Here is a 22181-nt window from a genome sequence, read left to right as displayed (position 1 = left end):
CTCGCTGACGATCCGGCCGCCAGCGTCAGGTTTCGGGTGGCGTCGGGAGCTTCTCGATCGTCACGTCAGCCGTGCCTTGATTGTTCGACCGGTAAAAGTAGTCATAGATCCACGGCAGGCTGAGCACGGTGTCATTGACGTAGAGAAACACCTCGCCGTTGGCCCGCGGAACGAAGGTCGTCGTCCACGCGCCGTCCTTCTCTTCAAGCCGCAGCAGATGCTCCTCGAGGCCGGGGCCGCCGACCCGGAGAATGGTCGCGAACCAGTTCGACCAGATCAGCCGCTTGTACGGCCATCCCAGAAGCTGAACCAGAGACGCGCGCCCATTGTCAAAGCCGTTGGGACCGGTCGCGGTCGCGCCGTCTTTCCACGCCTCTCCGATCCTTAGCGTAATGCGGTAGGTCTCGCCCTGCGCGACGCCCAGGCCAGTCGCATTGCAGGCCATTGCGGTCTGCATCGTCGCACGCGCAACACTCGTTCCCTCGACGGGAATGCCGCCCGTTCCCCGGCACACCAGGCCCAGGGTGTTGGCAGCGCCAAACAGGAGCCACCAGAACAACCACCACATGATCAGCGTCGGCAGAATCCAATGCGTCAAAACGTAGAACGCCGCCCTGTACTCGCCGCGTCGGCGCAACCAGTAGACAGAGGCACGCCAGCCGGTCAGTGCCGGATAATCCTGCGGCGAGTGCCACGCGATGCGCGCGACATCGCGGACTTTCTGCTGGAGCTTGCTGCCGAAATACATCAGCAGGAAGATCGCAACGACGCCGATCAACACAAATCCCGGCCCGCTGCGGAAGGCGATGAACCACGGATTGAGGAATCCCGGCAGGAACGACGCGCCAGCGTCGACGATCGGATTGACGAAGCCGCCGACCGACTTTAGCCCGAAGCCCGGGGCGTAGATGACGAAATAGGGAATGAAGGCGACGAAGGTGGTGGCGAACACCGTCAGGAAATAGACGACACGTCGCAGCCAGACCCAATTCCAGACATCGTCCTGGACATGCGACCGCATTTCGCCCTGGTCGGGCGGCTGATAGGCCCCGTCGACCGTCGTGCCCGCGTCATCGAGGTACCTGTACTGCGCCGGGAGGACCACCGGAGCATATCGATCAGTGCCATCGACAATGCGTTGAAAAACCGAGTGATGGATTGTTGGATCGGGCACCGGCAATACCGGCCGCGGCATGCTCGGATGCAGATCGCTGAGAATTTCGGTTTGCGGGTCCGGTAAATGACGCAACAGCCGCCAGATGCGACGCGCATCGTCGCGCACCGACAGTTTATAGGACGGCTCACGGTAGATATCGAGCACGTTGCGCGGCTTGTAACGATAATAGCCGGCAAGTCCCTTGCGCGAGTCGTTCAGCTTGTCTGTTGGGTCGATTTGCGGATCGACCAATATCTCACGCTGGCGGTCGAGATAGCGCAGACCGTAGGCCTTCGCGCGGTCCAGCATCCAGTCCAGCGTGACGTAGGACAGGCCATTCTGCGGGTATCCGCCGCCAATGTCGGCGTGGACCCCGGTGAACCAGACCTGACTGATGCGTTCGCGATCGGCCAGCGGCAGATCGGTGCGGAAGGGCGGCAACGGATCGGCCAGTCTTGTCGCCTCGTCCCGAGGGTCGTGGTTGACGTCGAATAGCCACGAGCTTTTTGGGTTGCCCGGGATGACATCGGTGCTGCGGACGTAGCGCTCGTCCCAGATTACGGGATGAAAGGCGTCGCGCTCGTCCTCCAGCGCCAGCGCATGGCAGGCGCGATGGATCTTGGCGCTCATGAAGTGATCGGGCATTGAGAGCGGCCAAACCCAGTAGTCGATGGCGCGCGTCATCTCCTGGATCGGCCCGCCATAGGCATCTACCGTATCCCAGATCCCGACAAATCGAACGCTCTCGACCTGCGTCGCCGGCGGCGCCGCTTCGGGCTGATGCCACATCCGGCGCCAGGCGCGGATCGCCGCATCCCGCACACTCCGCAGATCGATGCCAGCCTGGCCGAGCGCCTTGAGAACTCCACCGGTGAAGCGCCGCCGGTAAGCGCGATAGGCGTCAGCCGCGAAACGGGCAAGGTCTGCTTCATTGTTGTTATAGGAGACGATCCCCTGCGAGGCGATCATTCCGGCCACGATGCGGATGGTGAAGGCGCCGCGGCTGAAGCCGAAGCAATAAATCTGATCGCCGGGCTGGTAGTTGCGGCAGCAGAAAGAGTAGATCGCAATCACGTTGCGCTTCAGCCCGAAGCCGAAGATGCCGCCGAGCGCCGCGAACAGCTTGAATGACGACGTCCCCACTCCGTCGTCATAGAAGGCGATCTGGCTGGTCGGGTCGCGCAAATCGAGGACCTGGAACAGCCGCCAGACGTTGGTCTTCAAGACCTTCGCCGCACTATTTCCTGTTCCGTCGGATAGGAGGACAATGTTCTTTGGCATGAATGCTTCCGCACTAAAAATCGGCAAAAGCAGTATGTTTGCCTGAAATTGCTTTCCAGACAAGCACAATCAAAGCGAGAATCGTGCAAATCGTCGCGGGACAGGAAGCGACGTTCTGCCCCGACGCTTCGTCGGCAGCCCAGTGCAGCTTGGCCTGGGCGGCTAGATCGTGCGGTCGGCCGCTTCCGCCCCCACCATGCGCGACGCGATGCGATCGCGCCTGACGAAATGGTGGAACGCCGCGGCGACGACGTGGAGCGCGATCAGCGCAAGCAGCACATAGGCGAAGAAGATGTGGCGGTGTTCATACGCCCGCGCCGCTTCCCTATCCGGTGACGTAAACTGCGGGACGTGAAACAGCCCGAAGAAACTGGAATAGTCCCGCGAGCTCGCGCCCGAATGCGCCCAGCCCAGCATGATCACCAGGATCGTGACGGCATAGAGCGCGCCATGGCTGACGCGCGCCGCGATACGCTGCCAGCCCGGCACGTCATCCGGCAGCGCCGGCGTCGGATTGACGCCGCGCCAGAGCAGCCGGAGTGCGGTCAACAGCAGGATCAGATAGCCGATATCGGCGTGAATCGAGCGGTAAAAGAAGCGGTCCGGACGCGCCGGGATGTGGTTCATCCACCAGCCATAGGCGATCATGCCGATGATCGCGATGCCGAGGACCCAATGGAACGCACGCGCGAGCGTTCCCCAGCGCGACGAGGTATTTCCGATCATATGCGGCTTGTCCCCTGCGCCCTACCCGAATTTTGACCGTGACGGCAACGGCTTAACCTGATAACCGCCGGCGGCGGTCAAGGCGATTTGAATCGTTCAAAGGTCACCGCCTTGTGTGGCCTTGGGGCATGGATAGCCAAAAACAACTGAATCGTAACCCTGGATCGAGTAGGCTCGCGGCCGTGTCAGCTCCCCCGACGATCCTCGTCTTCGATTCCGGCCTCGGTGGCCTCACGGTGCTCCGCGAAATCGTGCGCGCGCGGCCTGACGCACATTATGTCTACGTCGCCGACGACGCCTTCTTCCCCTATGGCCACCATGGCGAGGATGAGATCATCGCCCGGGTGGTGCCGCTGGTCGGCGAGCTGATCAAGGCCCACGCCCCTGACCTCGTCGTGATCGCCTGCAACACCGCGTCCACGCTCGTGATGTCGCATTTGCGCGCAGCCTACACCTTGCCCTTTGTCGGGACCGTGCCCGCGATCAAGCCGGCCTGCGCCTCGTCGACGACCAAGCGCGTCTCCGTGCTCGGCACCAGCGGCACCGTGAAGCGGGAATATACCCGCAAGCTGATCCATGATTTCGCACAAGGCTGCGAGGTGACCCTGGTCGGCTCCGGGGAGCTCGCCTCGCTCGCGGAGGCCGCGCTGAACGGGCATACGGTGCGTGACGTGGAGATCGCCGCCGAGCTTGCGCCCTGTTTTGTCGGTACCGGCGCCGACGACCCCGCCCGCACCGACACCATCGTGCTCGCCTGCACGCATTATCCGTTGCTGCTGGACCGGCTCACGAAGCTCGCGCCGTGGCCGGTTGACTGGATCGATCCGGCCCCGGCGATTGCCCGCCGCGTCTCCGACCTGCTTGGCCCGCCGGGCCGGGAGCATGATGAACTCGGCGCGGAGATGCTCTTCACTTCCAAACGCAGGCACACGCTGGCGCAAGCCTTGACGCCATTCTTCGGCGGCCGCGTTCCGGCCTGATCCTGCGCTTTTCCGGCGCCGTGGGGCGCCGGTAGATTAGCAACGGCAATGCATCAATCGCAATTTGCGAGGATCGCCAGCGTGATTTCGCCGTCAGTAATGTAGTGGTTGATCCGTTCGGTGACGAGATTCTCGCCCGCTCTATACACTTGCACTGCCTCGATAGATCGATTTTTTCTCAACTCGCCGACAATATAGTCGCGCTCTGCATTCGTGTCAGAATCCGTGGCGTGGGTGATCTGAAATGAAAGGCGAGTGAAGGAAAGGCCCGTATCCCTGGTGCCGGCTCCTATCCAGAGAACGCTCTCATCTTCCGGAGGGCGTTCGGTGTTCAGCCAAAAACCCGCGGTTCCCCAGGTGGCCTGGGCACGTTTTTGGCTCAAAGCCCAGAACCGTATGTGATGGCGCTTCCGCGGGCTGTTGTCGATCGCCTTTTGAAAGCCGATGTCCTGGCCACGTCCGAAAAGATAAAGGGTGCTAAATGGGGCGCTGGGATATGGAACGTTGAACACGAAGGCTCGGGCCATGCCCCATGAGCTGGCCAGACTGAGACGATCTGCCTCCGACCAGCCGAGCGCCGCAAAGGCGTCGCGAAGCTGCTGGAGCGTACCGACGAGCACGACGTTCACGGGGTCTCCAGGTAACCCGTCACCGGTGATCGTGTAACTCGGTACACGCTTGCTTTGGAGAATCTTGAGCCCCATCCGAATGGCGCGCGGCAGGACAATATACGCGGCAATGCCGTAAGTGACAGCGACGGCCAGGATCCAGGATAGTCTACGGTCCGCGGTTTCAAAGACGACAAAGACAATCAACCAGACGCAGAAGATTCCCAATCCGAAGATCAGCAAACGTTGCACAAGGCGCTTGAGTAACTTCATGATCTTGCACGGCCTGGGTTCGGAATTCGCATCAGATCCTGCAACTTCTCGAGTTGGCCGGTCCAACAAAAAGATGAATCCGTCGCGCGTTCACCCATATGTCGCGCGCCAACACACTGGGGTGGCGAAATCGGCCGACGCCGATATAGCTCACGCCCCCGGCTTCCGTGGCTAGAACCAGTCTTCGTGGCCTATGAACAGCAGCGGCGGCAAGACTGGGGGCCAGATAATCTGCAATGTAGATTATCGCTGTACCATCCATGAAGTACACGCCCCAGCGAGGGAGGATTGGATTTGACGTCCGCACCGCTTACGCCGCTCAACCGCCTCCGCCAGCAATGGCGCGAGAAGTGCCCGACCTTCGGCGCGATCGCCACCATCCCGAGCGTCCAGACCGTGCAGATCATGGCGCAGTCGCTGGACTGGATCATCATCGACCTCGAGCACGGCCCGATCGATCTCACCACAGCGCATGCGATGATCGTGGCCACATCGGGCACGCCCTGCGTGCCGATGGCGCGGATCGCCTCCAACGAGCCGTGGCTTGCGAAGGCGCCAATGGATCTTGGTGCGCTCGGCATCAACTTTCCGATGATCTGCAACGCGGCCGAAGCGGAAAAGGCTGTGCGCAGCGTGCGCTATCCGCCGAAGGGAGACCGGCTCTGGGGCCCGTTCCACGCCCCGTTCCGCTGGGGCGTCTCGATGGCCGACTACATGGCGACCGCCGATGACGACATGATCTGCCTGATCACGATCGAGCATGTCGAGGCGGTGAACCGTATCGACGAGATCATGGCAACGCCGGGCATTGACCTTGCCGTGATCGGCCCTGGCGACCTCGCCACCTCGATCAACAAGCGTGGCCTGCCTGACGACCCGGAAGTGGTCGCGCTGATGCGGCGCGCCGAGGAAGTCATGTTGAAAAGCGGCGTTCCGATCGGCGGCGTCGCGCGCACCGCCGAGCAGGCCAACGCCCTGATCGACCGCGGCTACCTGGCGATCGCACTCGGTTTCGACTGGTCGCTGTTCCAGCGCGGAATTGCGGCGGCGTTCGCGGGGATCAAGCGCTGAACAGCTCTACGGCACGTCTCCTCTCCTTGAGCCACCAATCGAGTGCGGCCTGTTCCAGAAGAACTCCCGGTTACCCGTGGCCGCTTCGGCATACTGATCGATCGCGAGAAGGATCGCGCGGACATGGTGGTAGCACCACCCCTCATGCACACCGATACGCCTGACTTCAGCGAGGGCTTTGAGAAACGGCGGCTGGTCGGGACTGTCGGTGAAGTATTTGCAATCCTTCGTCACCAGTTCCGCCCCCCGAGGACTTTGGATTTCAGCTTCGGCAACTCCTTCTTGAGGCGGTCGCGCTCGATACAAAGATTGTCGATCTTGTCGAGCATCCGCTGGAGCAAAACCTCGGCTGACGTCGTGGAAATGCCGGCATGTTGGAGCGCGAGGATCTCCCTCCGCTGGCGGCCCACCTGGGCGCGCATGCGTTCGATCTCGCCCCTGATGTGGTCAAGCTGCATGATCCGTTTCCGCCAGCGCCTGTTCGATTTTCAGCCGAATGGCCGTCGTCGGCCGTCCCTCCCGTTGGAGACGACGGAGGAGATTCCAGAGACGGATGATTTCTCGTTCTTTCTGGGCATCCATGGCGAGCCATTATGGAAAGTGCCCATAGTGAACGAAACAAGAACAAAATTCAAGTGCGAGTTATCGCCCCAGCCGTCCGTGAACTTTACGCCGGGCCCAGGGATTGTCGAAGAGACATCATTGGGAGAAGCGAATGACCAAAACCAAGCTCGCCACGTTGATCGCCGTGGGTCTCATACTCGGGCCAATTCAGGCCTTTGCGCAGGGCGCGGGCGGCAGTCCGCTGCCGCCCCGGCCAGGAGACCCGTCTGTTGCTTCGGGAGGCGTGGGCGGTAGCGCAGCGCCATCCAAGCCCGGGTCCCGGTTTAGTACCTCGTCAGGCGGCGTTGGCGGCAGCGCGCCGCCGCCGAGGCCTGGGGCTCCGAACGGTGGCATACCGGGCAATTAGGCAAGCGCGCCGATCTGCTCACAGCTTACGTTTCGCCGAAGCTCGTGCGTCGTCGCGAAGCGCCATCTTGACCGTCCCTTGAGCGGCTTCCGCGCTCATGGGATCAGTGCGATCATGGGCCTTGGGAGAGGGTCAAACCAAGGAGAGGCCGCTATGGTCGCTGCGCTATTCGTGCGAGGTCGAGTCTCCGGATCGATCATGTGGAATTTGAGCAGTGAGGTCGGCCAGGGAAAGCGCAACAACGCGGACGACGTCGAGCTTGTGCGCCTCGGTTATTTCTCGATGAGGAAGGACCCAAAGGCGCAAACGTTCTTGAACCAGAGAGAAAAGGACGCCCTTGCGAAACTCCGCTCAAAGGGGCCCTTCGATCAGGATCTGGATGAGTGTATTCGTGCGCACCAGGCCTCCAGGGGCGGCACGCAGGATGGCTTCATCAGCGTGGCGAAATACACCGAGGCGAATACGGGTCTTTACGATCACAAAAACAGATGGATCATCATCGTGCTCAACACCAACATGCTGCACATGATCCCTCAATATCCACGCATTGATCTCAGCGACGACGCCGGGAAGGACCTGTCGTCGTCGGTCGCCAGTATCTGTCACTTCGAGAAATAGCTCGTTTCATATCTATGGCATCTTGCCGCAACCTGGTGACCCCAGTGTTACATTGTTCGCTCGGGTTCTTCGCCTTGTAGCTCCACCGAATTGGCGCTACTAAGTCCAAATGGCAACAACGGCTTCAGCTCGACCCGCGAAGAGCGCCTGGCGCAGCGTGCTTGCGGCGCTGATCTCGCTCGCGTTGGTGCTGTCGTTCTTCCACGGCTGGAGCTATGAGGGCGACGGCGGCTTCGTAACCGTCGCGACCGCATCAACGAGCTGCGACATTTCCGGCAAGGCGCCCGGCGATCCTGCCGCCACGCTGCACGGCGACCATTGCCTCTCCCATGTCACGACCGTCGCCCCGCAGGACAGCGCGGTCGCAATCGATTACGTCTCGCGCCCGCATCGCCTTGCCGCAATGCTCGCGCCTGCGACGGCCGATCTCACCTCCCCCTTTAAGCCACCCCGCGTCTGATCCGGCCCTCACGGCCGCCGAGCCACGCCGCAACTTTCGCGGCGGGCATCCTTCGCATTGATCGGTCAAGCACGCGCATGCCAGCACGGCTGCGCAGCGGGAACGCGCAGATGAAACGTATTCTTCTCTTTGTTGCCGGCATGGCTGCCGGCATCGCCGCCATTGTCGCGGTCGCGGCAACGACCGGCTGGCCCGTATCGTTCGATGCCGGCAGTGACCACGCCGAGACGGCGCACAACCCAGGCAACACGCACGGCCATGATGACGGCCCGCGGCGCATCGTGCTCACGGACCGGCAGATCCGTGACGCAGGCATCACGCTCGCGCAAGCCAAAGGCGGTGCGCTGCGACGCCACTTTCTTGCGCCGGGCTCGCTGATTCCCGATGCCGATCACATCGCTCGCGTCTCGGTTCGCGTACTCGCCACCGTCGCTGAGCTTCGCAAGAAACTCGGCGACACCGTCGAACAGGGCGAGATCGTCGCCGTGATCGAGAGCCGCGATGTGGCGGAAGCCAAGAGCGAATATCTCGCCGCCCGCGTCACCAACGAACTACGGCAGACACTGTTCAACCGCGCCAAAGCGCTGGTTGAGAGCCGTACCGTCTCCGAGAATGAATTTTTGCGGACCCAGCTCACCGCCAATGAGGCTCAGATCAAGCTCGACGGCGCACGGCAAAAACTGTTCGCGCTCGGGCTCTCGGAAAGCGAAATTACCGACCTGCCGAACCAACCGCCGGAAAGCCTGCGCAAGCAATTCCTGCGCTCGCCGATCTCGGGGCGCGTTTCGGAGCGGCGCGTCGATCTCGGCGGCCTGATCGGACGCGAAGGACAGGAGAGCGAGCTCTTCGTTATCGTCAATCTCGACAACATCTGGGTCGATCTCGCCGTCTCGCCCGAGGACATCGCCTCGGTGCGCGAGGGGGTTCCGATCTCCATCCGCGGCATCGGCATCGAGGGCGAGGCAGTCGCCAACATCATTTTCGTCAGCCCCCTGCTCGACCGCGAAACCCGCAACGCGCGCGTTATCGCCAGTCTTCCCAATCCAGAGCATCGCTGGAAGCCCGGCACGTTCGTCACCGCGGAGGTTCCGCTCGGTGACCAGCCTTCAAAGGTGATCGTGCCGCGCAAGGCACTGCAAACAGTCACGGGCGCGCCGACCCTGTTCGTGCGGGAAGCCGAAGGCTTTGAAGCCAGGCAGGTGCGAACCGGCCGCCAGGATGACGACGACGTCGAGATCGTGAGCGGCCTGGCACCGGGCGAGATCTATGCGGTCGCCAACACTTTCACGCTGAGAGCCGAGCTCGAAAAGGGCGAGGCGGAGCACGGGCACTGACATGGTTGAAGCCATCATCGATTTCGCAATCCGCCGTCGCTGGGTCGTCGTCACCCTCGGCGCCATCGCTGCCGCGATCGGCGCCTATGCGCTGACGAAACTGCCAATCGACGCGGTGCCCGACATCACCAACAAGCAGGTGCAGATCAACACCGTTGCGCCGGCGCTGTCTCCGGCCGAGATCGAGAAGCAGATCACCTTTCCGATCGAGACAGCGCTGGCCGGCGTGCCGGGCCTGGAAAGCACACGCTCGCTGTCGCGCAACGGCTTTTCGCAGGTCACGGCCACCTTTACCGAGCGCACCGACATCTATTTTGCGCGCCAGCAGGTCGGCGAGCGCCTGACCGAAATCCGCGCCCGTATGCCGCAGGGCATCGAGCCCCGCATCGGCCCGATCTCCACCGGCCTCGGCGAAATCTACATGTGGACGGTACATTTTTCCGACAAGCCGGCTGAGCGCGACGGCATGTCCGGCCTGCAGCGCGACGGCCGCTTTCTCACGCCCGACGGGCAAATGCTCGAAAGCGAGATCGAACTGAACGCTTATCTGCGCGCGGTACAGGACTGGATCGTCAAGCCGCAGATCAAGATGGTGGCCGGCGTCGCCGGCATCGATTCGATCGGCGGCTATCTCAAGCAATACCAGGTCAATCCTGATGCCGCGAAGCTGATCGCGCTGGGCCTCACCTTTGCCGACGTCGCCAAAGCCGTCGAGGCCAACAATGTCAGTCGAGGCGCGCGCTACATCGAGCGCAACGGCGAGGGTATCGTGGTGCGCTCCGGCGGGCGGCTGGAAAATATCGAGGAACTCGGCTCGGTGGTCGTCAGCACCCGCGGTGGCGTGCCGGTACGCGTGCGCGATCTCGCCACCGTCTCGATCGGCGGCGAGACCCGCACCGGCAGCGCCAGCGAGAACGGCCGCGAGGTCGTCGTTGGCACCGCCTTGATGCTGATCGGCGCCAACAGCCGCACAGTCTCGTCCGCCGTCGATGCCAAACTGCGCGCCATCGCGCCGACCTTGCCGCCGGGCGTCGAGGTCACCACCGTGCTCAACCGCACGCAGCTTGTGGACGCGACCATCGGCACGGTCGCCAAGAACCTGACCGAGGGCGCACTGCTCGTGATCGCCGTGCTCTTTTTCCTGCTCGGCAATTTACGCGCCGCGCTGATCACCGCGCTGGTCATCCCGCTCTCGATGCTGATGACCGCAATCGGCATGTGGCAGGGCCGCATCAGCGCCAACCTGATGAGCCTCGGCGCCCTCGACTTCGGCCTGATCGTAGACGGTGCCGTCATCATCACCGAGAACTGCCTGCGCCATCTCGCCGAAAAACAGCGCGACCTCGGCCGCCTGCTCACGCGCGAGGAGCGCCTCGCCACCGTGCGGGCGTCCACGGTCGAGATGGTCAAGCCCAGCGTCTACGGGCAGGCCACCATCCTCCTGGTATACGTGCCGCTCCTCACCTTTACCGGCGTCGAAGGCAAAATGTTCGAGCCGATGGCGCTCACCGTCATTCTCGCGCTCGCCGCCGCTTTCGTGTTGTCGCTGACGCTGGTGCCCGCGCTGATCGCGATCAGCCTGACCGGCCAGGTTCAGGAGAGCGAGAACCGTTTCGTGGCCGCGCTGAAGCGCGCTTACGCTCCGCTGCTGCATTACGCCATGGCCTCGCCTCTTCCCGTCATCGCCAGCGCGGTCGTGCTGTTCGCCATCGCCCTTTTCGGATTCACCCGGCTCGGCCAGGAGTTCATTCCTTCGCTGGACGAGAAGAACATCGCCATGCATGCGCTGCGCATTCCCTCGACCGGGCTGACGCAATCGCAGGCGATGCAGCTCGCCGTCGAGAAGGCAGTCAGCCGCTTTCCGCAGGTCGCCTTCGTGTTTTCCAAGACCGGCACCGCGGAGATCGCGAGCGACCCGATGCCGCCGAACGCCTCCGACACTTTCATCATCCTGAAACCGCATGAGGCATGGCCGGACCGTTCGATGACCAAGGAGGCGCTGATCGAGGAGATCGCGAAGGCCGTCAACAGCCTGCCGGGCAATGCCTACGAATTCACCCAGCCGATCCAGATGCGTTTCAACGAGCTCTTGGCCGGCGTTCGCGGCGACATCGCGGTAAAGATTTTCGGCGACGAGTTCGAGCCGATGCTGCGCGCCGCAAACGACGTCGCGTCTATTCTGCGTGGCGTGCGCGGCGCAGTCGACGTCAAGGTCGAACAGGCCGGTGGCCTGCCGGTGCTGGAGATCAAAGTCGACAAGGCTGCCATCGCGCGTCGGGGCCTCAGCGTGGCAGCGGTGCAGGACGTGATCGGCGCCGCGGTCGGCGGCGAGGAGGCCGGCGTGATCTTCGAAGGTGATCGCAGCTTCGAGATCATCATACGGCTGCCGGAAAGCGTGCGCGCCGACCTGGAGGCGCTGAGCAATCTGCCGGTCGCATTGCCCAGAGCGACGCCGACCGCACCGGTGCAGAGCGTACCGTTGAGCCGCGTCGCAAAGTTCTCCTTTGCCGAGGGGCCGAACCAGATCAGCCGCGAGAACGGCAAGCGCCGTATCGTCGTCACTGCGAATGTACGCGGCCGCGATCTCGGCTCCGTCGTGGAGGAGGCTCAGCAGCGTGTCGCGCGCAGCGTCAAACTGCCGCCCGGTTACTGGATCACCTGGGGCGGCCAGTCGGAAAATCTGGCCGCCGCGCGTCAGCGTCTCGCGGTCGTCGTACCGGCGTGCTTCGTCATGATCTTCCTGCTGCTTTTGAGCGCGATGGGCTCAGCACGGGACGCACTGCTCGTATTCAGTGCAGTGCCGCTCGCGCTGACCGGCGGCGTGTTTGCGCTGTGGCTGCGCGGGATGCCGTTCTCGATCTCCGCTGCCGTCGGCTTCATAGCGCTGTCCGGCGTCGCCGTGCTCAACGGGCTGGTTCTGCTGAGCTTCATTCGCCAGTTGCGCGATAGAGGCCGGGACCTTGCGGCAGCAATTGAGGAAGGCGCGCTGGCGCGTTTCCGCCCCATCATCATCACCGCGCTGGTCGCCTCGCTCGGCTTCCTGCCGATGGCGCTCGCCACGGGAACTGGCGCCGAGGTTCAGAAGCCGCTTGCGACCGTGGTGATCGGCGGCTTGATTACCGCAACGCTCCTGACGCTTGCGGTGCTGCCCGCGCTCTATCTCCGTCTTGGCAGAGACCAGGGAAGTTCGCGAGAAAAGCCAAGAAGCGTATTTGCAGTGGGGAGGCCTGGATTCGGGTCCGCCTTACCCACATCCGCCTTGGACCATGAACGACAATATTCAAAGCGAGAATAATGGGCCTGCTTCCAGGCAATGCTCGCCGGTCGGCTCGCGTCGATTGCAACGCCGGGAAACAAACCTTCGAAGGAAAACCGGCGTGGGCGGCGCATCCGCCCACGCCGACGCGCGTCAGGTGATCGCGATCGGGCAGCCATTGCTGCCGGTGGCGCCCTTGATGGGAGCCGGCGCGAAGCAATAGACGAACTGATACTTCTTGTCGGCGATAAGGTCGTCGAAGATCAGGTTCTCGTGGTTGTGGATGCCGTGCTTGGTCTGCAGTTCGGCATGAACCACGAAGGCGAGCGACTTGTCGGGATTTGGCACCACCTCGACCGCCCAGGTGTCGGCCCCGGTGAGCGCGAGGTCCTTTTCGACCACCCATTTTGCGGCGTCGAGGCCGATGCCCGGCTCGCCGCTGTTGAAGCGGTCATTGTTCTTCATCCACAGCGAGCCCCAGCCGGTGTGGAACATGATTGCGTCGCCCGGCTTGATGTCGCTTTCGGCGATGTTCTGCTTCTGCAACGCCGCCTTGATGTCGGCCGTGGTGATCTCCTGGCCGGCGTCCATCATCCCGCCCTTGAGCGCGACCATGTCGATCAGGTGAGCGCGGGTGAAGAGCGGCTTCAGCCTCTCGACGCCGAGCTTCTTGAGACCGTATGCGTCGCTGATCTCCTGCGCCGTGAAGCCGTTGTAGAACCGCATCTCGCTCCTGTCGCCGTCCTTGCCCATCTGGATGCCGATGTGGCCGAGACCGTCGAACTGCGTGCCGGTCTGGCCGATCTCGGTGGCGAGAAACTCGTCGTGATACACAAGCTTGTTGTCGCCGAACGGACCGCCGGTCGGACCACCGGGAATGCGCAGCGAGAATGCCCGCGCGCCGAACAGCGGCATGCCCTGCTCGTAGACCCGGCCGATCCTGTAGATCTTGCCGTCCTTGATCCATTTCACCGTGTCGAGCACCTTCGCCGGCGTGATGTGGTTGGATGCACCGGACTCGTCATCCTTGCCCCATTTCGAGGGCCACCATGGCTTGTCGACTCCCTTGGGCATCGATGCCGGAGCAGTTTGGGCCTGGGCTTCGCTGATCGGCGCGAGCGCGAACTTGCCATGCATCGCGCCCGCGAGCGTTGCTCCCGCGGCGCCCGCGAGACCGGCCGTGCGGAGCAAGGTCCGCCGATCGGTCGTCATCCCACTGCTCTGCTCCTGCTTGCTCTGGTCTTGGCCGCTGACGCCGTCGTCCATCGTTACCCTCCCAGGTTGCGCCCATAGTCTGGGCTTAAAAAATTATTTTCGGCATGCTCCTCCTCCGCTAGGCTGTTGTCCAGCTACAAAAACGAGACGGTCGGGATGAGGGCGCGCCGATGAGCCTGTTCGAAAACGACAAGTCGGCCGAGCGGCTGCCGGTGTCATTGATCACCGGTTTTCTCGGCAGCGGCAAGACCACCCTGCTCAATTGCCTGCTGCGCCACGATGCGATGAGAGACAGTGCCGTCATCATCAACGAATATGGTGAAGTCGGTCTCGACCACCTGCTGGTCGAGCGCGTCGATGGCGAGGTCGCAGTGCTCGCGAGCGGTTGTATTTGCTGCACAATTCGCAGCGACCTCGAGGAGACCCTGCGCGCGCTTTTGGTGCGACGCGACCGCGGCGAGGTACCCCCATTCCGCCGTATCCTGGTGGAGACAACGGGTCTGGCCGATCCCGCCCCGATCGTCCAGCTCCTGTTGAACAATCCATTGGTCTCGCATTTCCTGCGGCTCGACACCGTCGTGACAACGGTCGACGCCGTCAACGCGGTTCATCAGCTCGAACGTCAATTTGAAGCGGTGAAGCAGGTGGCGCTGGCCGACCGGCTGCTGATCACCAAACGCGATTTGGTCAGCGACATTGACGCATTGCAATCGCGACTGCATCGGATCAACCCCGGAGCCAGGGTCGAAAGCGTGATGCATGGCGAGGTCGATCCGGCGGGGCTGTTTGGTGCCGGCCTGGTCGATCCCGAGCGGAAGCGGGTCGACGTCGCGCGCTGGCTCAACGAGCAGGCATTCGCAGGAAACTGCGAGGCGGCGCACGAGCACCACGATCACGACCATCACGGCCACCACATCAATCACAGCCACGACGCATCGATCACCAGCTTCGTGCTCGCCTTCGACGAACCGCTCGACTGGATGGCCGTATCGCACTGGCTCGCTTATCTGCGCAACGCGCGCGGCGAGGACCTGTTGCGGGTCAAGGGAATTCTCAATCTTTGCGGCGAGCCGACACCGGTCGCGATCCACGGCGTCCACCATGTCTTCCATCCGCCGGTGGCGCTTTCCGAATGGCCGGACGCCGACCGCCGCTCGCGCATCGTGTTCATTACCCGGGGCATTGCGCGCGAACAGGTGCTCGCCCTCTGGGAGGAAGGCCGTGCAGCGGCCTGATCTCGATCGCTGATTTGCCCGAAATGGCGTCGCCGCCAGTTGCGAGTAACGCCTTGGTCAATCGAATCCGCCTCTGCCGCTGATAATTGCGAGTCATTGCGTAACATGGGAGAGCACGTTGACAGGCACCACCCCTTCAAGCCGACCGCCGCTGCTGGACGCCCTGCCCCGGTGTTTGCTCCGCCTCGCGGCCGCAGGATTCACCTTGACGCTCGCCGCCACCATGGCGCAGGCGCAGACCGCCGGCGATTCAAAGCCGGCGTCACCATCCACGTTGGAATTCAACAAGAACTCGACGGCCTCGCTGCCGTGGTCCGACAAGACCGACTTCGCCAACGCCAAACGCGGCCTGATCGCGCGATTGCCGGACGGCGGCATCATCAGGGACGCGAATGGCAGGGTCGTTTGGGACGTCTCGAAATTTACCGGTTTCATCAAGGACGGAGCGGCGCCCCCCGACACCGTCAATCCGAGTCTTTGGCGCATGTCGCAGCTGCTGATGGACGCTGGCCTCTATGAAGTGGTTCCCGGCGTCTACCAGGTGCGTGGGGCTGATCTCTCGAACCTGACTATCGTGGAGGGCGAACAAGGGATCACGATCTACGACCCGCTGATAGCAGCGGAAACCGCGCGCGCCGCGCTCGACCTTTACTACCAGAACCGGCCCAGAAGGCCGGTGGTGGCCGTGATCTATTCGCACTCTCACGTTGATCACGCGGGCGGTGTCCGGGGCATTGTGGACGAAGCCGACGTGAAGTCAGGCAAGGTCAAGATTTTTGCGCCTGAAGGTTTTCTCGACGACTTCGTCGCCGAGAATCTCTTCGCAGGCACCGCCATGTCGCGACGAGCGTCCTACATGTACGGCAATCTGGTTCCCCCGGGGCCGCAGGGCACGGTGACGACCGGCCTGGGCATCACGACACCGAGCGGTACGGTCACGCTGATTTCGCCGACCGACCTCATCGCCAAAACGGGCGAGAAGCGCGTTATCGACGGCATCGAATACGAATTCCTGATGGCGCCGGGATCGGAGGCTCCCTCGGAGATGATGTGGTTTCTGCCGAAGTTCAAACTCATCAACACGGCCGAGGATGCCACGCACACGATGCACAACCTCTATACGCTGCGTGGCGCCAAGACGCGGGACGCGCGGCTATGGCCGATGTATCTGAACCAGGCCCTCCAAATGTGGGGCGATCGCTATGAAGTGCAGATCACGATGCACCATTGGCCGACTTGGGGGAATGCCGAGATTACCCAACTGATCAAGGTACAGCGCGACACCTACAAGTTCATGCACGACCAGACCCTGCACTACGCCAACATGGGTTACACCATGAACGAGCTGCCGGAGCTCGTGACGCTTCCCCAATCGCTTGCAAACCAGTGGGCGGGCCGAGGTTACTACGGCATCCAGAGCCACAACGTGCGCGCGGTCTACAATTTCTATCTGGGATATTTTGACGGTAACCCGGCAACCCTGAATCCTTTGCCACCCGCTCAAGCCGGAGCCAGGTATGTCGCGGCCATGGGCGGTCCCGATGCCGTGATGAGGCTCGGACGCGAGGCATTCGAGAAAGGCGATTACCGATGGGGCGCCGAGCTGGTGAATCATCTGGTGTTTGCCCAGCCCGATAATCAGGAAGCGAAGAATCTCCAGGCGGATATTCTGGAGCAGATGGGGTATCAGGCCGAATCCGGCCCCTGGCGCAACTTCTACCTGACCGGCGCCGGTGAACTTCGGCACGGTGTCAAAAAGCCGCCAACACCCAATGCCGCGAATGTTGACATTGTCGCCAGCATGTCGCCGGAGTTATTGTTTGGCTACATGGGCGTGCAGCTGGACGCCAAAAAGGCAGACGGCAAAACGCTTATCATCAACTGGATCTTCCCCGACATCAACGAGAAGCACGCTCTCTTCCTCGAGAACTCCGTGCTTAACCATTGGCCCGACTACACCGACCTCAAGGCCGATGTCACTGTAACCGTGGATCGGACCACCTTGACCAAGGTCTTGACCAAGCAGGTGTCGTTCGAGGACGCGGTCAAGACCGGGCAAGTCAAGTTCGCGGGCAACCAGGCCAGGTTCGCCGAGTTCATGAGCTATCTCGTCAATCTCAACCAGTATTTCTGGTTCAACATCGCGACGCCATAACGGATAAGAGCGCAAAACGGCCGGACAAGCTCGATGAGAAAGACGATGCCGAATTGCCCCAAAGGCCAATGATGCGCCGGAACCCAACACGATAGAATCATCCGGCTAGGTGGTGAAGTGGAATTACTCATGACCATGAAGAACCGAGGACCATGAAGAACCGAACTGGCTGCATCATCATCGCCCTCCTGCTATGCGGGGTGGCACCGGCGCTGGCCCAGACCACGACGCCGCAACAAGAGCCGCTGAAAACAAGTCGCGGCTCTGATACCTTGGCGCGCGCTCAGAGCACCAAACAGCAATGCACAAACTCCTGTCGTGCACGTTATCGCGACTGTCGTCGTCTAAACCAGTTGCCATCGTTTGAGTGTTGGGGTGTTTACCAAGATTGCACCCGATACGCTTGTGCTGGCTTGGGACCAGGATGACCGAAATGCCCCGTGTAAGCTGCAGGCAATGCACTCACAGGAGCGCCCAGAATGAATGAGACATTTGCTGCCATCGTCGTGGTCACAACGATTGCCGGTTCGCTCACTGCTACGCCCGCAAGCGCACAGCGTGGCGTCGCCCCAGGCGCTGCGCCGGACCGCTATTGGCCCGCCCCTTACGGAGCGGGTCCCGGGCCATATGACGATTTTGGCAGTTGTGAATGGGTGACACAGCGTTTCTGGGACGGCCATAGCTGGCGGGTCCGCCGGGTGCGGGTCTGCGGCTGATCTGTGGGGACATGGCGGATATTGCGCGCGACACGCCTCGTCGCTCGCGACTGCAACCTCGGACTTTCTCGCGGCTAGTATCCTCGACAATTGGGTCGCGCGTTCGCCGCACCTCCGACGCCCCGAGCCAGGCCGCGTGGCGTCAAGTTTGCGGGAAACGCGTCTTGCGGGCGACAGTGACAAACCGGCGTTTGCAGCTTTTCCGGTCGGGGCGGCGCTGCTAGGGTTTTGCGACAGGGAGAAAAACATATGCTCAAGAAATTCATACTCGGACTGACGTTGGTTGCGTTTGCCGGCGCCGGCATCGCCTTTGCGCAACAGAGCGGCATCAAGCGGACTCCGCTGCAGAAGGTTGATTTTCCGGCGGGCTACAACACCGTCACCGCGATTGCCGAGGTGCCCGTGGGCGGAGCGGCGGGCCGTCACATCCATCCCGGCGCCGAGACCGGATACGTGCTCGAAGGCGAGCTCGAACTCCTGATCGAAGGCAAGCCGCCTCAGAAGCTGAAGGCGGGCGAATCCTACCAGATCCCCGAAGGCGCGGTGCATGACGCCAAGGCGTCCGGCGACAAGCCGCTCAAGGTGCTCGGTGTCTACGTGGTCAAGGCCGGCGAGCCATTGGCGAAACCGGCGCCATAGCACCCGGGTCCCCCGGAAGGTGACGTCGGAGCCCCGGTTTTGACGGCAAAGCCGCAAAAGGGCCCGAAACGGCCGGTTTTTGACGAATTGGCACCAGAAAGCCCGCCGTTTTGTTTGACAGAACAGCACTTTCTCCTTAGAAACCCGCTTGCTCGCGGGCCGGTTTCGGCCCGCGATGCGTTTCGCGACCCGTGGTACGTCCCGAGCTTTCGTGGCGGACCTGTCGGCACAAGCCCTATGGGCCGGTGCACAGGAGGGCGCGTCTCCTCAAAACTTCAACTCTCTTACAGAGGACCGCGATGACAAAGCGCAGTGAGGCGAAATACAAGATCGATCGCCGTATGGGCCAGAATATCTGGGGCCGCCCGAAGAGTCCCGTGAACCGCAGGGAATACGGTCCCGGCCAGCACGGCCAGCGCCGCAAGGGCAAGCTCTCCGACTTCGGCGTGCAGCTCCGCGCCAAGCAGAAGCTGAAGGGTTACTACGCCAACATTTCCGAGCGCCAGTTCCACGGCATCTATGTCGAGGCGGGCCGCATGAAGGGCGACACCGGCGAAAACCTGATCGGCCTGCTGGAGCGCCGTCTCGACACCGTCATCTATCGCGCCAAGTTCGTTTCCACGATGTTTGCCGCGCGTCAGTTCATCAACCACGGCCACATCAAGGTGAACGGCCGCCGCGTCAACATCGGCAGCTACCGCCTCAAGGTCGGCGACACGATCGAGATCAAGGAAGCCTCCAAGCAGCTGACGCCGGTGCTGGAAGCCGCCCAGCTTGCCGAGCGCGACGTGCCCGACTTCCTCGAGGTCGATCACTCCAAGATGACCGCGAAATTCGCGCGCATTCCCGGTCTCGGCGACGTGCCGTTCCCGGTGCAGATGGAGCCGCACCTGATCGTCGAATTCTATTCGCGCTGATCACTTCAGCGTTGCGCAATACGAAAGGCCCCGCTTTTGCCGGGGCCTTTTTGTTTGGCTAAAGTCGCGCCGCACAGACCGAGAGAACACACATGCACTACACCCCTGCCCGGCCCGATCCCAACGCCCCGCCCGTCCGCATCAACCTGTTATCAGACACGCAGACACGGCCGACGCCTGCGATGCGCGAGGCGATGGCGCGAGCGGAGGTCGGCGACGAGCAGGTCGGCGACGACCCGACCGTCAACCTGCTCTGCGACCGTGTCGCCGACCTGCTCGGCAAGGAAGCGGCCGTGTTCATGCCGTCGGGCACGATGTGCAACGTCGCCGCGACGCTGGTCTATTGCCGGCCGGGTGACGAGATCCTCGCGCATGCGACCGCGCACATCATCGCCCGCGAGGGCGGCGCGCATGCGGCGCTCGGCGGCTTCCAGATCATGCCGCTGCCGGGCGACGACGGCCAGTTCACGCCGGCGACCTTCCGCGCCGCGCTGCATCCACGCACGCGCTATCAGCCGCCGCAGGTCCTGGTGAGCGTCGAGCAGACCGCCAATATCGGCGGTGGCACGATCTGGAAAAAGGCTGATCTCGACGAGATCGTGACCATCGCCAGGGACCACGGCCTCGCCACCCACATGGACGGCGCGCGGCTGTTCAACGCCACGGTCGCGTCAAATACTTCCGCGCGCGCCATGGCAACAGGGTGGGATTCGGCCTGGATCGATTTCTCAAAGGGGCTCGGCGCGCCGATCGGCGGCGTGATCGCCGGCACCCGCGCCTTCATCGACGACGTCTGGCGCTGGAAGCAGCGGCTTGGTGGCTCGATGCGCCAGTCCGGAGTTTGCGCAGCCGCCTGCATCCACGCGCTCGATCATCACGTCGACCGCCTCGCCGACGATCACGCCAATGCGCGGGCCCTCGCGCGCGGACTGTCGCAGATCAATGGCGTCGAGGTGCAGTCGCCCGAAACCAACCTCGTCTTCTTCAAGCCTGATAGCGCCGGCGTCCCCGGAGACAAAATGGTCGCCCAACTGCGCAAGCGCGGCATCATGCTCGCGATGATGGACGGCCGGATCAGAGCCTGCACCCATCTCGACGTGTCGGCTGACATGATCGAGGAGGCGATCGGCCATATCAGAGACATCTTGCGCGCGGCATAACCTCGGCCAGGCTACGAAGCCCGTTTCGCCACATGGTCCTTCCCATCCTGGCGAAAGTTCAATTGCATTGCCGCTGTCGGACTATCGGCGTCGAACGACAGCACGGCATCGACGACCTTGAAGAAGAAATCGCGATCACTCTCGGGAAAAACTTCGTTGCGCGCCTGCCCGGTCGCCTGGCTGAACACGCGATCCCCCTCTCGTGTGATGCAGATCGAAAATGTAGGTGTGAACTGATACGTCCCGAGCAGGCGATCCAGCGCCTGCGGACTTACGGCGGCGAGCTTCCTGACCCTGGGTTGGCGATCGGGCCAGCAGTACTCGGCCGCAATGCTGCGCAAGATCTCGCCCACGAGAACCTGACCGCCCCAGCCATTCGTCATCACAACGGCGCCCTCGCCGTTCTCGAAAAGCACCATCGTATTGACGAAGCCGTCGTTCACCCCGTTGTGCCAGAACTGCCGATTGGGCGTCGATCCGCGAACGAGCCAGCCCAATCCATACAGTCCAAGACCAGGAGGAAGCACGTCAACGTTTCCCAGAACGGGGGAGAACATCCCGGCCGCCATCGATTGGGACAGAAGGCAATTGGCGCGGCCGGCCAGCGCATCCAACACGACGAGCAAGAGATGAGCGAGGTCGGTGGGCGTCGACCACAGTCCAGCAGCCGCCAGTTCAGGATAGATGTGCGGGCCACCCGGCACCGGCACACCGTTCGCCTGGTAGGGCATCGCGGCCATCCGCAACCGATCCGCAGGCAGCGGCTGCGCGAAGCTTGAACGCGTCATTCCGATCGGTGCGAGGACGGTGTCATCGAGCAGCGCCGGAAACGGCCGGCCCGTCACGTCGATGAGCAGTTGCTGGACGATCGCGTAACCGCCGCCGGAGCTTTGAGTTTGCTTGCCGGGCTCGTGCTCGACCCTAACAGGCGCGCTGTTGGCGGGCGGTGTACCATCGAGAATCTCGGCTAGCGACGGGATCGGCTGGCCGGCCTGGTAGCCCGCAAAGCCGGACACGGTCGTCCCGGCGGAATGGCTCAGCAGTCTTCGCAATGTAACCTTGGACTGGGAGAATGGATGACGAGGGATCCTCCAGCTTCTGAGCGCGAGATTGACATCGGCATCCAGATCGAGCTTCCCGGCCTGAACGAGGGCCAGCGCCGCAACCGCCGTCACCGGCTTGCTGATCGAGCCGGCCTGAAACAGTGTCTCGGGCCCAACGGGCGGCCCACCGATGACGGCGTTGCCAAAGCCCCGCGCCCATTCGATTGCGCCTCCATGAATCACCGCGATGCTGACGCCGGGAACATGGAGTTCGTTCATCCGGTCCGCGAGCTTCATCGGAGTATCGCCGTCGACGATGACAGCGGTCCTCAATCCATTTACGACACGCTCGATGCGTTGCATGAGAT

At 62.6% G+C, this 22181-nt stretch carries 20 protein-coding genes; 12 read left to right on the top strand and 8 right to left on the bottom strand.

Features of this window, described 5'->3' with window-relative positions; all coding sequences use genetic code 11:
• Positions 1-25 precede the first annotated feature (25 nt).
• The gene (locus JQ553_RS24610) at positions 26-2437 is read right to left on the bottom strand and encodes a DUF2235 domain-containing protein (RefSeq protein ID WP_212502611.1); all 2412 of its coding nucleotides are present in this window, start codon (positions 2435-2437) and stop codon (positions 26-28) included.
• A gap of 162 nt (positions 2438-2599) precedes the next feature.
• Positions 2600-3163 carry a cytochrome b gene (locus JQ553_RS24605; protein ID WP_212502610.1) on the bottom strand — a complete coding sequence of 188 codons (564 nt, stop codon included), beginning with the start codon at positions 3161-3163 and terminating at the stop codon, positions 2600-2602.
• Between the two features lie 182 nt (positions 3164-3345).
• Here JQ553_RS24605 and murI point away from each other — a divergent pair, with 182 nt between their 5' ends.
• Entirely contained in the window at positions 3346-4143 is a 798-nt protein-coding gene (gene murI, locus JQ553_RS24600) for a glutamate racemase (RefSeq protein ID WP_212502609.1), read from the top strand.
• A 53-nt stretch (positions 4144-4196) separates the two neighbouring features.
• Here the strand turns inward: murI and JQ553_RS24595 are convergent, their stop codons facing one another.
• On the bottom strand, positions 4197-5024 hold the full coding sequence (locus tag JQ553_RS24595) for an LssY C-terminal domain-containing protein (protein WP_212502608.1): 828 nt from the start codon (positions 5022-5024) through the stop codon (positions 4197-4199).
• Positions 5025-5318: 294 nt separating this feature from the next.
• On the opposite strand from JQ553_RS24595, the gene JQ553_RS24590 reads away from it, so the two are divergent.
• Positions 5319-6095, top strand: coding sequence for an HpcH/HpaI aldolase/citrate lyase family protein (locus JQ553_RS24590; RefSeq protein ID WP_212502607.1), 777 nt, complete (start codon positions 5319-5321; stop codon positions 6093-6095).
• Positions 6096-6101: 6 nt separating this feature from the next.
• Here the strand turns inward: JQ553_RS24590 and JQ553_RS24585 are convergent, their stop codons facing one another.
• Both JQ553_RS24585 and JQ553_RS24580 read right to left on the bottom strand, forming a co-directional pair.
• Positions 6102-6329, bottom strand: a complete 228-nt coding sequence (locus tag JQ553_RS24585) for a hypothetical protein (RefSeq protein ID WP_212502606.1) — start codon at positions 6327-6329, stop codon at positions 6102-6104.
• Positions 6326-6553 (bottom strand): hypothetical protein, encoded by a 228-nt coding sequence (locus tag JQ553_RS24580; protein WP_212502605.1) that lies wholly within the window; start codon positions 6551-6553, stop codon positions 6326-6328. Before JQ553_RS24580 ends, JQ553_RS24585 begins: the two co-directional genes overlap by 4 nt.
• A 665-nt stretch (positions 6554-7218) precedes the next feature.
• Here JQ553_RS24580 and JQ553_RS24575 point away from each other — a divergent pair.
• The 4 genes from JQ553_RS24575 to JQ553_RS24560 all read left to right on the top strand — a co-directional run bounded on the left by JQ553_RS24575 (position 7219) and on the right by JQ553_RS24560 (position 12772).
• A complete protein-coding gene (locus tag JQ553_RS24575) occupies positions 7219-7683 on the top strand; it encodes a hypothetical protein (protein WP_212502604.1) in 465 nt (154 codons plus the stop codon).
• A gap of 109 nt (positions 7684-7792) precedes the next feature.
• Positions 7793-8143, top strand: coding sequence for a hypothetical protein (locus JQ553_RS24570; protein WP_212502603.1), 351 nt, complete (start codon positions 7793-7795; stop codon positions 8141-8143).
• 110 nt (positions 8144-8253) lie between these two features.
• Positions 8254-9477 (top strand): efflux RND transporter periplasmic adaptor subunit, encoded by a 1224-nt coding sequence (locus JQ553_RS24565; protein ID WP_212502602.1) that lies wholly within the window; start codon positions 8254-8256, stop codon positions 9475-9477.
• A gap of 1 nt (position 9478) precedes the next feature.
• The gene (locus JQ553_RS24560; protein WP_212502601.1) at positions 9479-12772 is read left to right on the top strand and encodes an efflux RND transporter permease subunit; all 3294 of its coding nucleotides are present in this window, start codon (positions 9479-9481) and stop codon (positions 12770-12772) included.
• A gap of 114 nt (positions 12773-12886) precedes the next feature.
• On the opposite strand, the gene JQ553_RS24555 is transcribed toward JQ553_RS24560, so the two are convergent.
• Positions 12887-13999 carry a cyclase family protein gene (locus JQ553_RS24555; RefSeq protein ID WP_212502600.1) on the bottom strand — a complete coding sequence of 371 codons (1113 nt, stop codon included), beginning with the start codon at positions 13997-13999 and terminating at the stop codon, positions 12887-12889.
• A gap of 119 nt (positions 14000-14118) precedes the next feature.
• On the opposite strand from JQ553_RS24555, the gene JQ553_RS24550 reads away from it, so the two are divergent.
• Positions 14119-15183, top strand: coding sequence for a GTP-binding protein (locus tag JQ553_RS24550; protein ID WP_212502599.1), 1065 nt, complete (start codon positions 14119-14121; stop codon positions 15181-15183).
• A gap of 93 nt (positions 15184-15276) precedes the next feature.
• Here the strand turns inward: JQ553_RS24550 and JQ553_RS34640 are convergent, their stop codons facing one another.
• A complete protein-coding gene (locus JQ553_RS34640) occupies positions 15277-15564 on the bottom strand; it encodes a hypothetical protein (RefSeq protein ID WP_249144549.1) in 288 nt (95 codons plus the stop codon).
• A gap of 103 nt (positions 15565-15667) precedes the next feature.
• On the opposite strand from JQ553_RS34640, the gene JQ553_RS24545 reads away from it, so the two are divergent.
• The 5 genes from JQ553_RS24545 to JQ553_RS24525 all read left to right on the top strand — a co-directional run bounded on the left by JQ553_RS24545 (position 15668) and on the right by JQ553_RS24525 (position 20770).
• Positions 15668-17338 (top strand): alkyl/aryl-sulfatase, encoded by a 1671-nt coding sequence (locus JQ553_RS24545; protein ID WP_249144548.1) that lies wholly within the window; start codon positions 15668-15670, stop codon positions 17336-17338.
• A 479-nt stretch (positions 17339-17817) separates the two neighbouring features.
• Positions 17818-18054: a hypothetical protein gene (locus JQ553_RS24540; RefSeq protein ID WP_212502598.1), complete on the top strand. Its 237-nt coding sequence runs from the start codon at positions 17818-17820 to the stop codon at positions 18052-18054.
• Positions 18055-18303: 249 nt separating this feature from the next.
• A complete protein-coding gene (locus JQ553_RS24535; protein ID WP_212502597.1) occupies positions 18304-18693 on the top strand; it encodes a cupin domain-containing protein in 390 nt (129 codons plus the stop codon).
• 299 nt (positions 18694-18992) lie between these two features.
• Complete coding sequence (rpsD, locus tag JQ553_RS24530) at positions 18993-19610, top strand: 30S ribosomal protein S4 (RefSeq protein ID WP_212502596.1); 618 nt, start codon at positions 18993-18995, stop codon at positions 19608-19610.
• Positions 19611-19702: 92 nt separating this feature from the next.
• A complete protein-coding gene (locus JQ553_RS24525) occupies positions 19703-20770 on the top strand; it encodes a low specificity L-threonine aldolase (RefSeq protein WP_212502595.1) in 1068 nt (355 codons plus the stop codon).
• An 11-nt stretch (positions 20771-20781) separates the two neighbouring features.
• Here the strand turns inward: JQ553_RS24525 and JQ553_RS24520 are convergent, their stop codons facing one another.
• Entirely contained in the window at positions 20782-22176 is a 1395-nt protein-coding gene (locus JQ553_RS24520; protein ID WP_212502594.1) for a serine hydrolase, read from the bottom strand.
• Between the last annotated feature and the right edge of the window lie 5 nt (positions 22177-22181).

Source organism: Bradyrhizobium lablabi (genome assembly GCF_018131005.1).
Classification (GTDB): domain Bacteria; phylum Pseudomonadota; class Alphaproteobacteria; order Rhizobiales; family Xanthobacteraceae; genus Bradyrhizobium; species Bradyrhizobium lablabi_D.
Note: the sequence above shows the minus strand (reverse complement) of the source record. Positions and strands in the feature narration are given on the sequence as shown.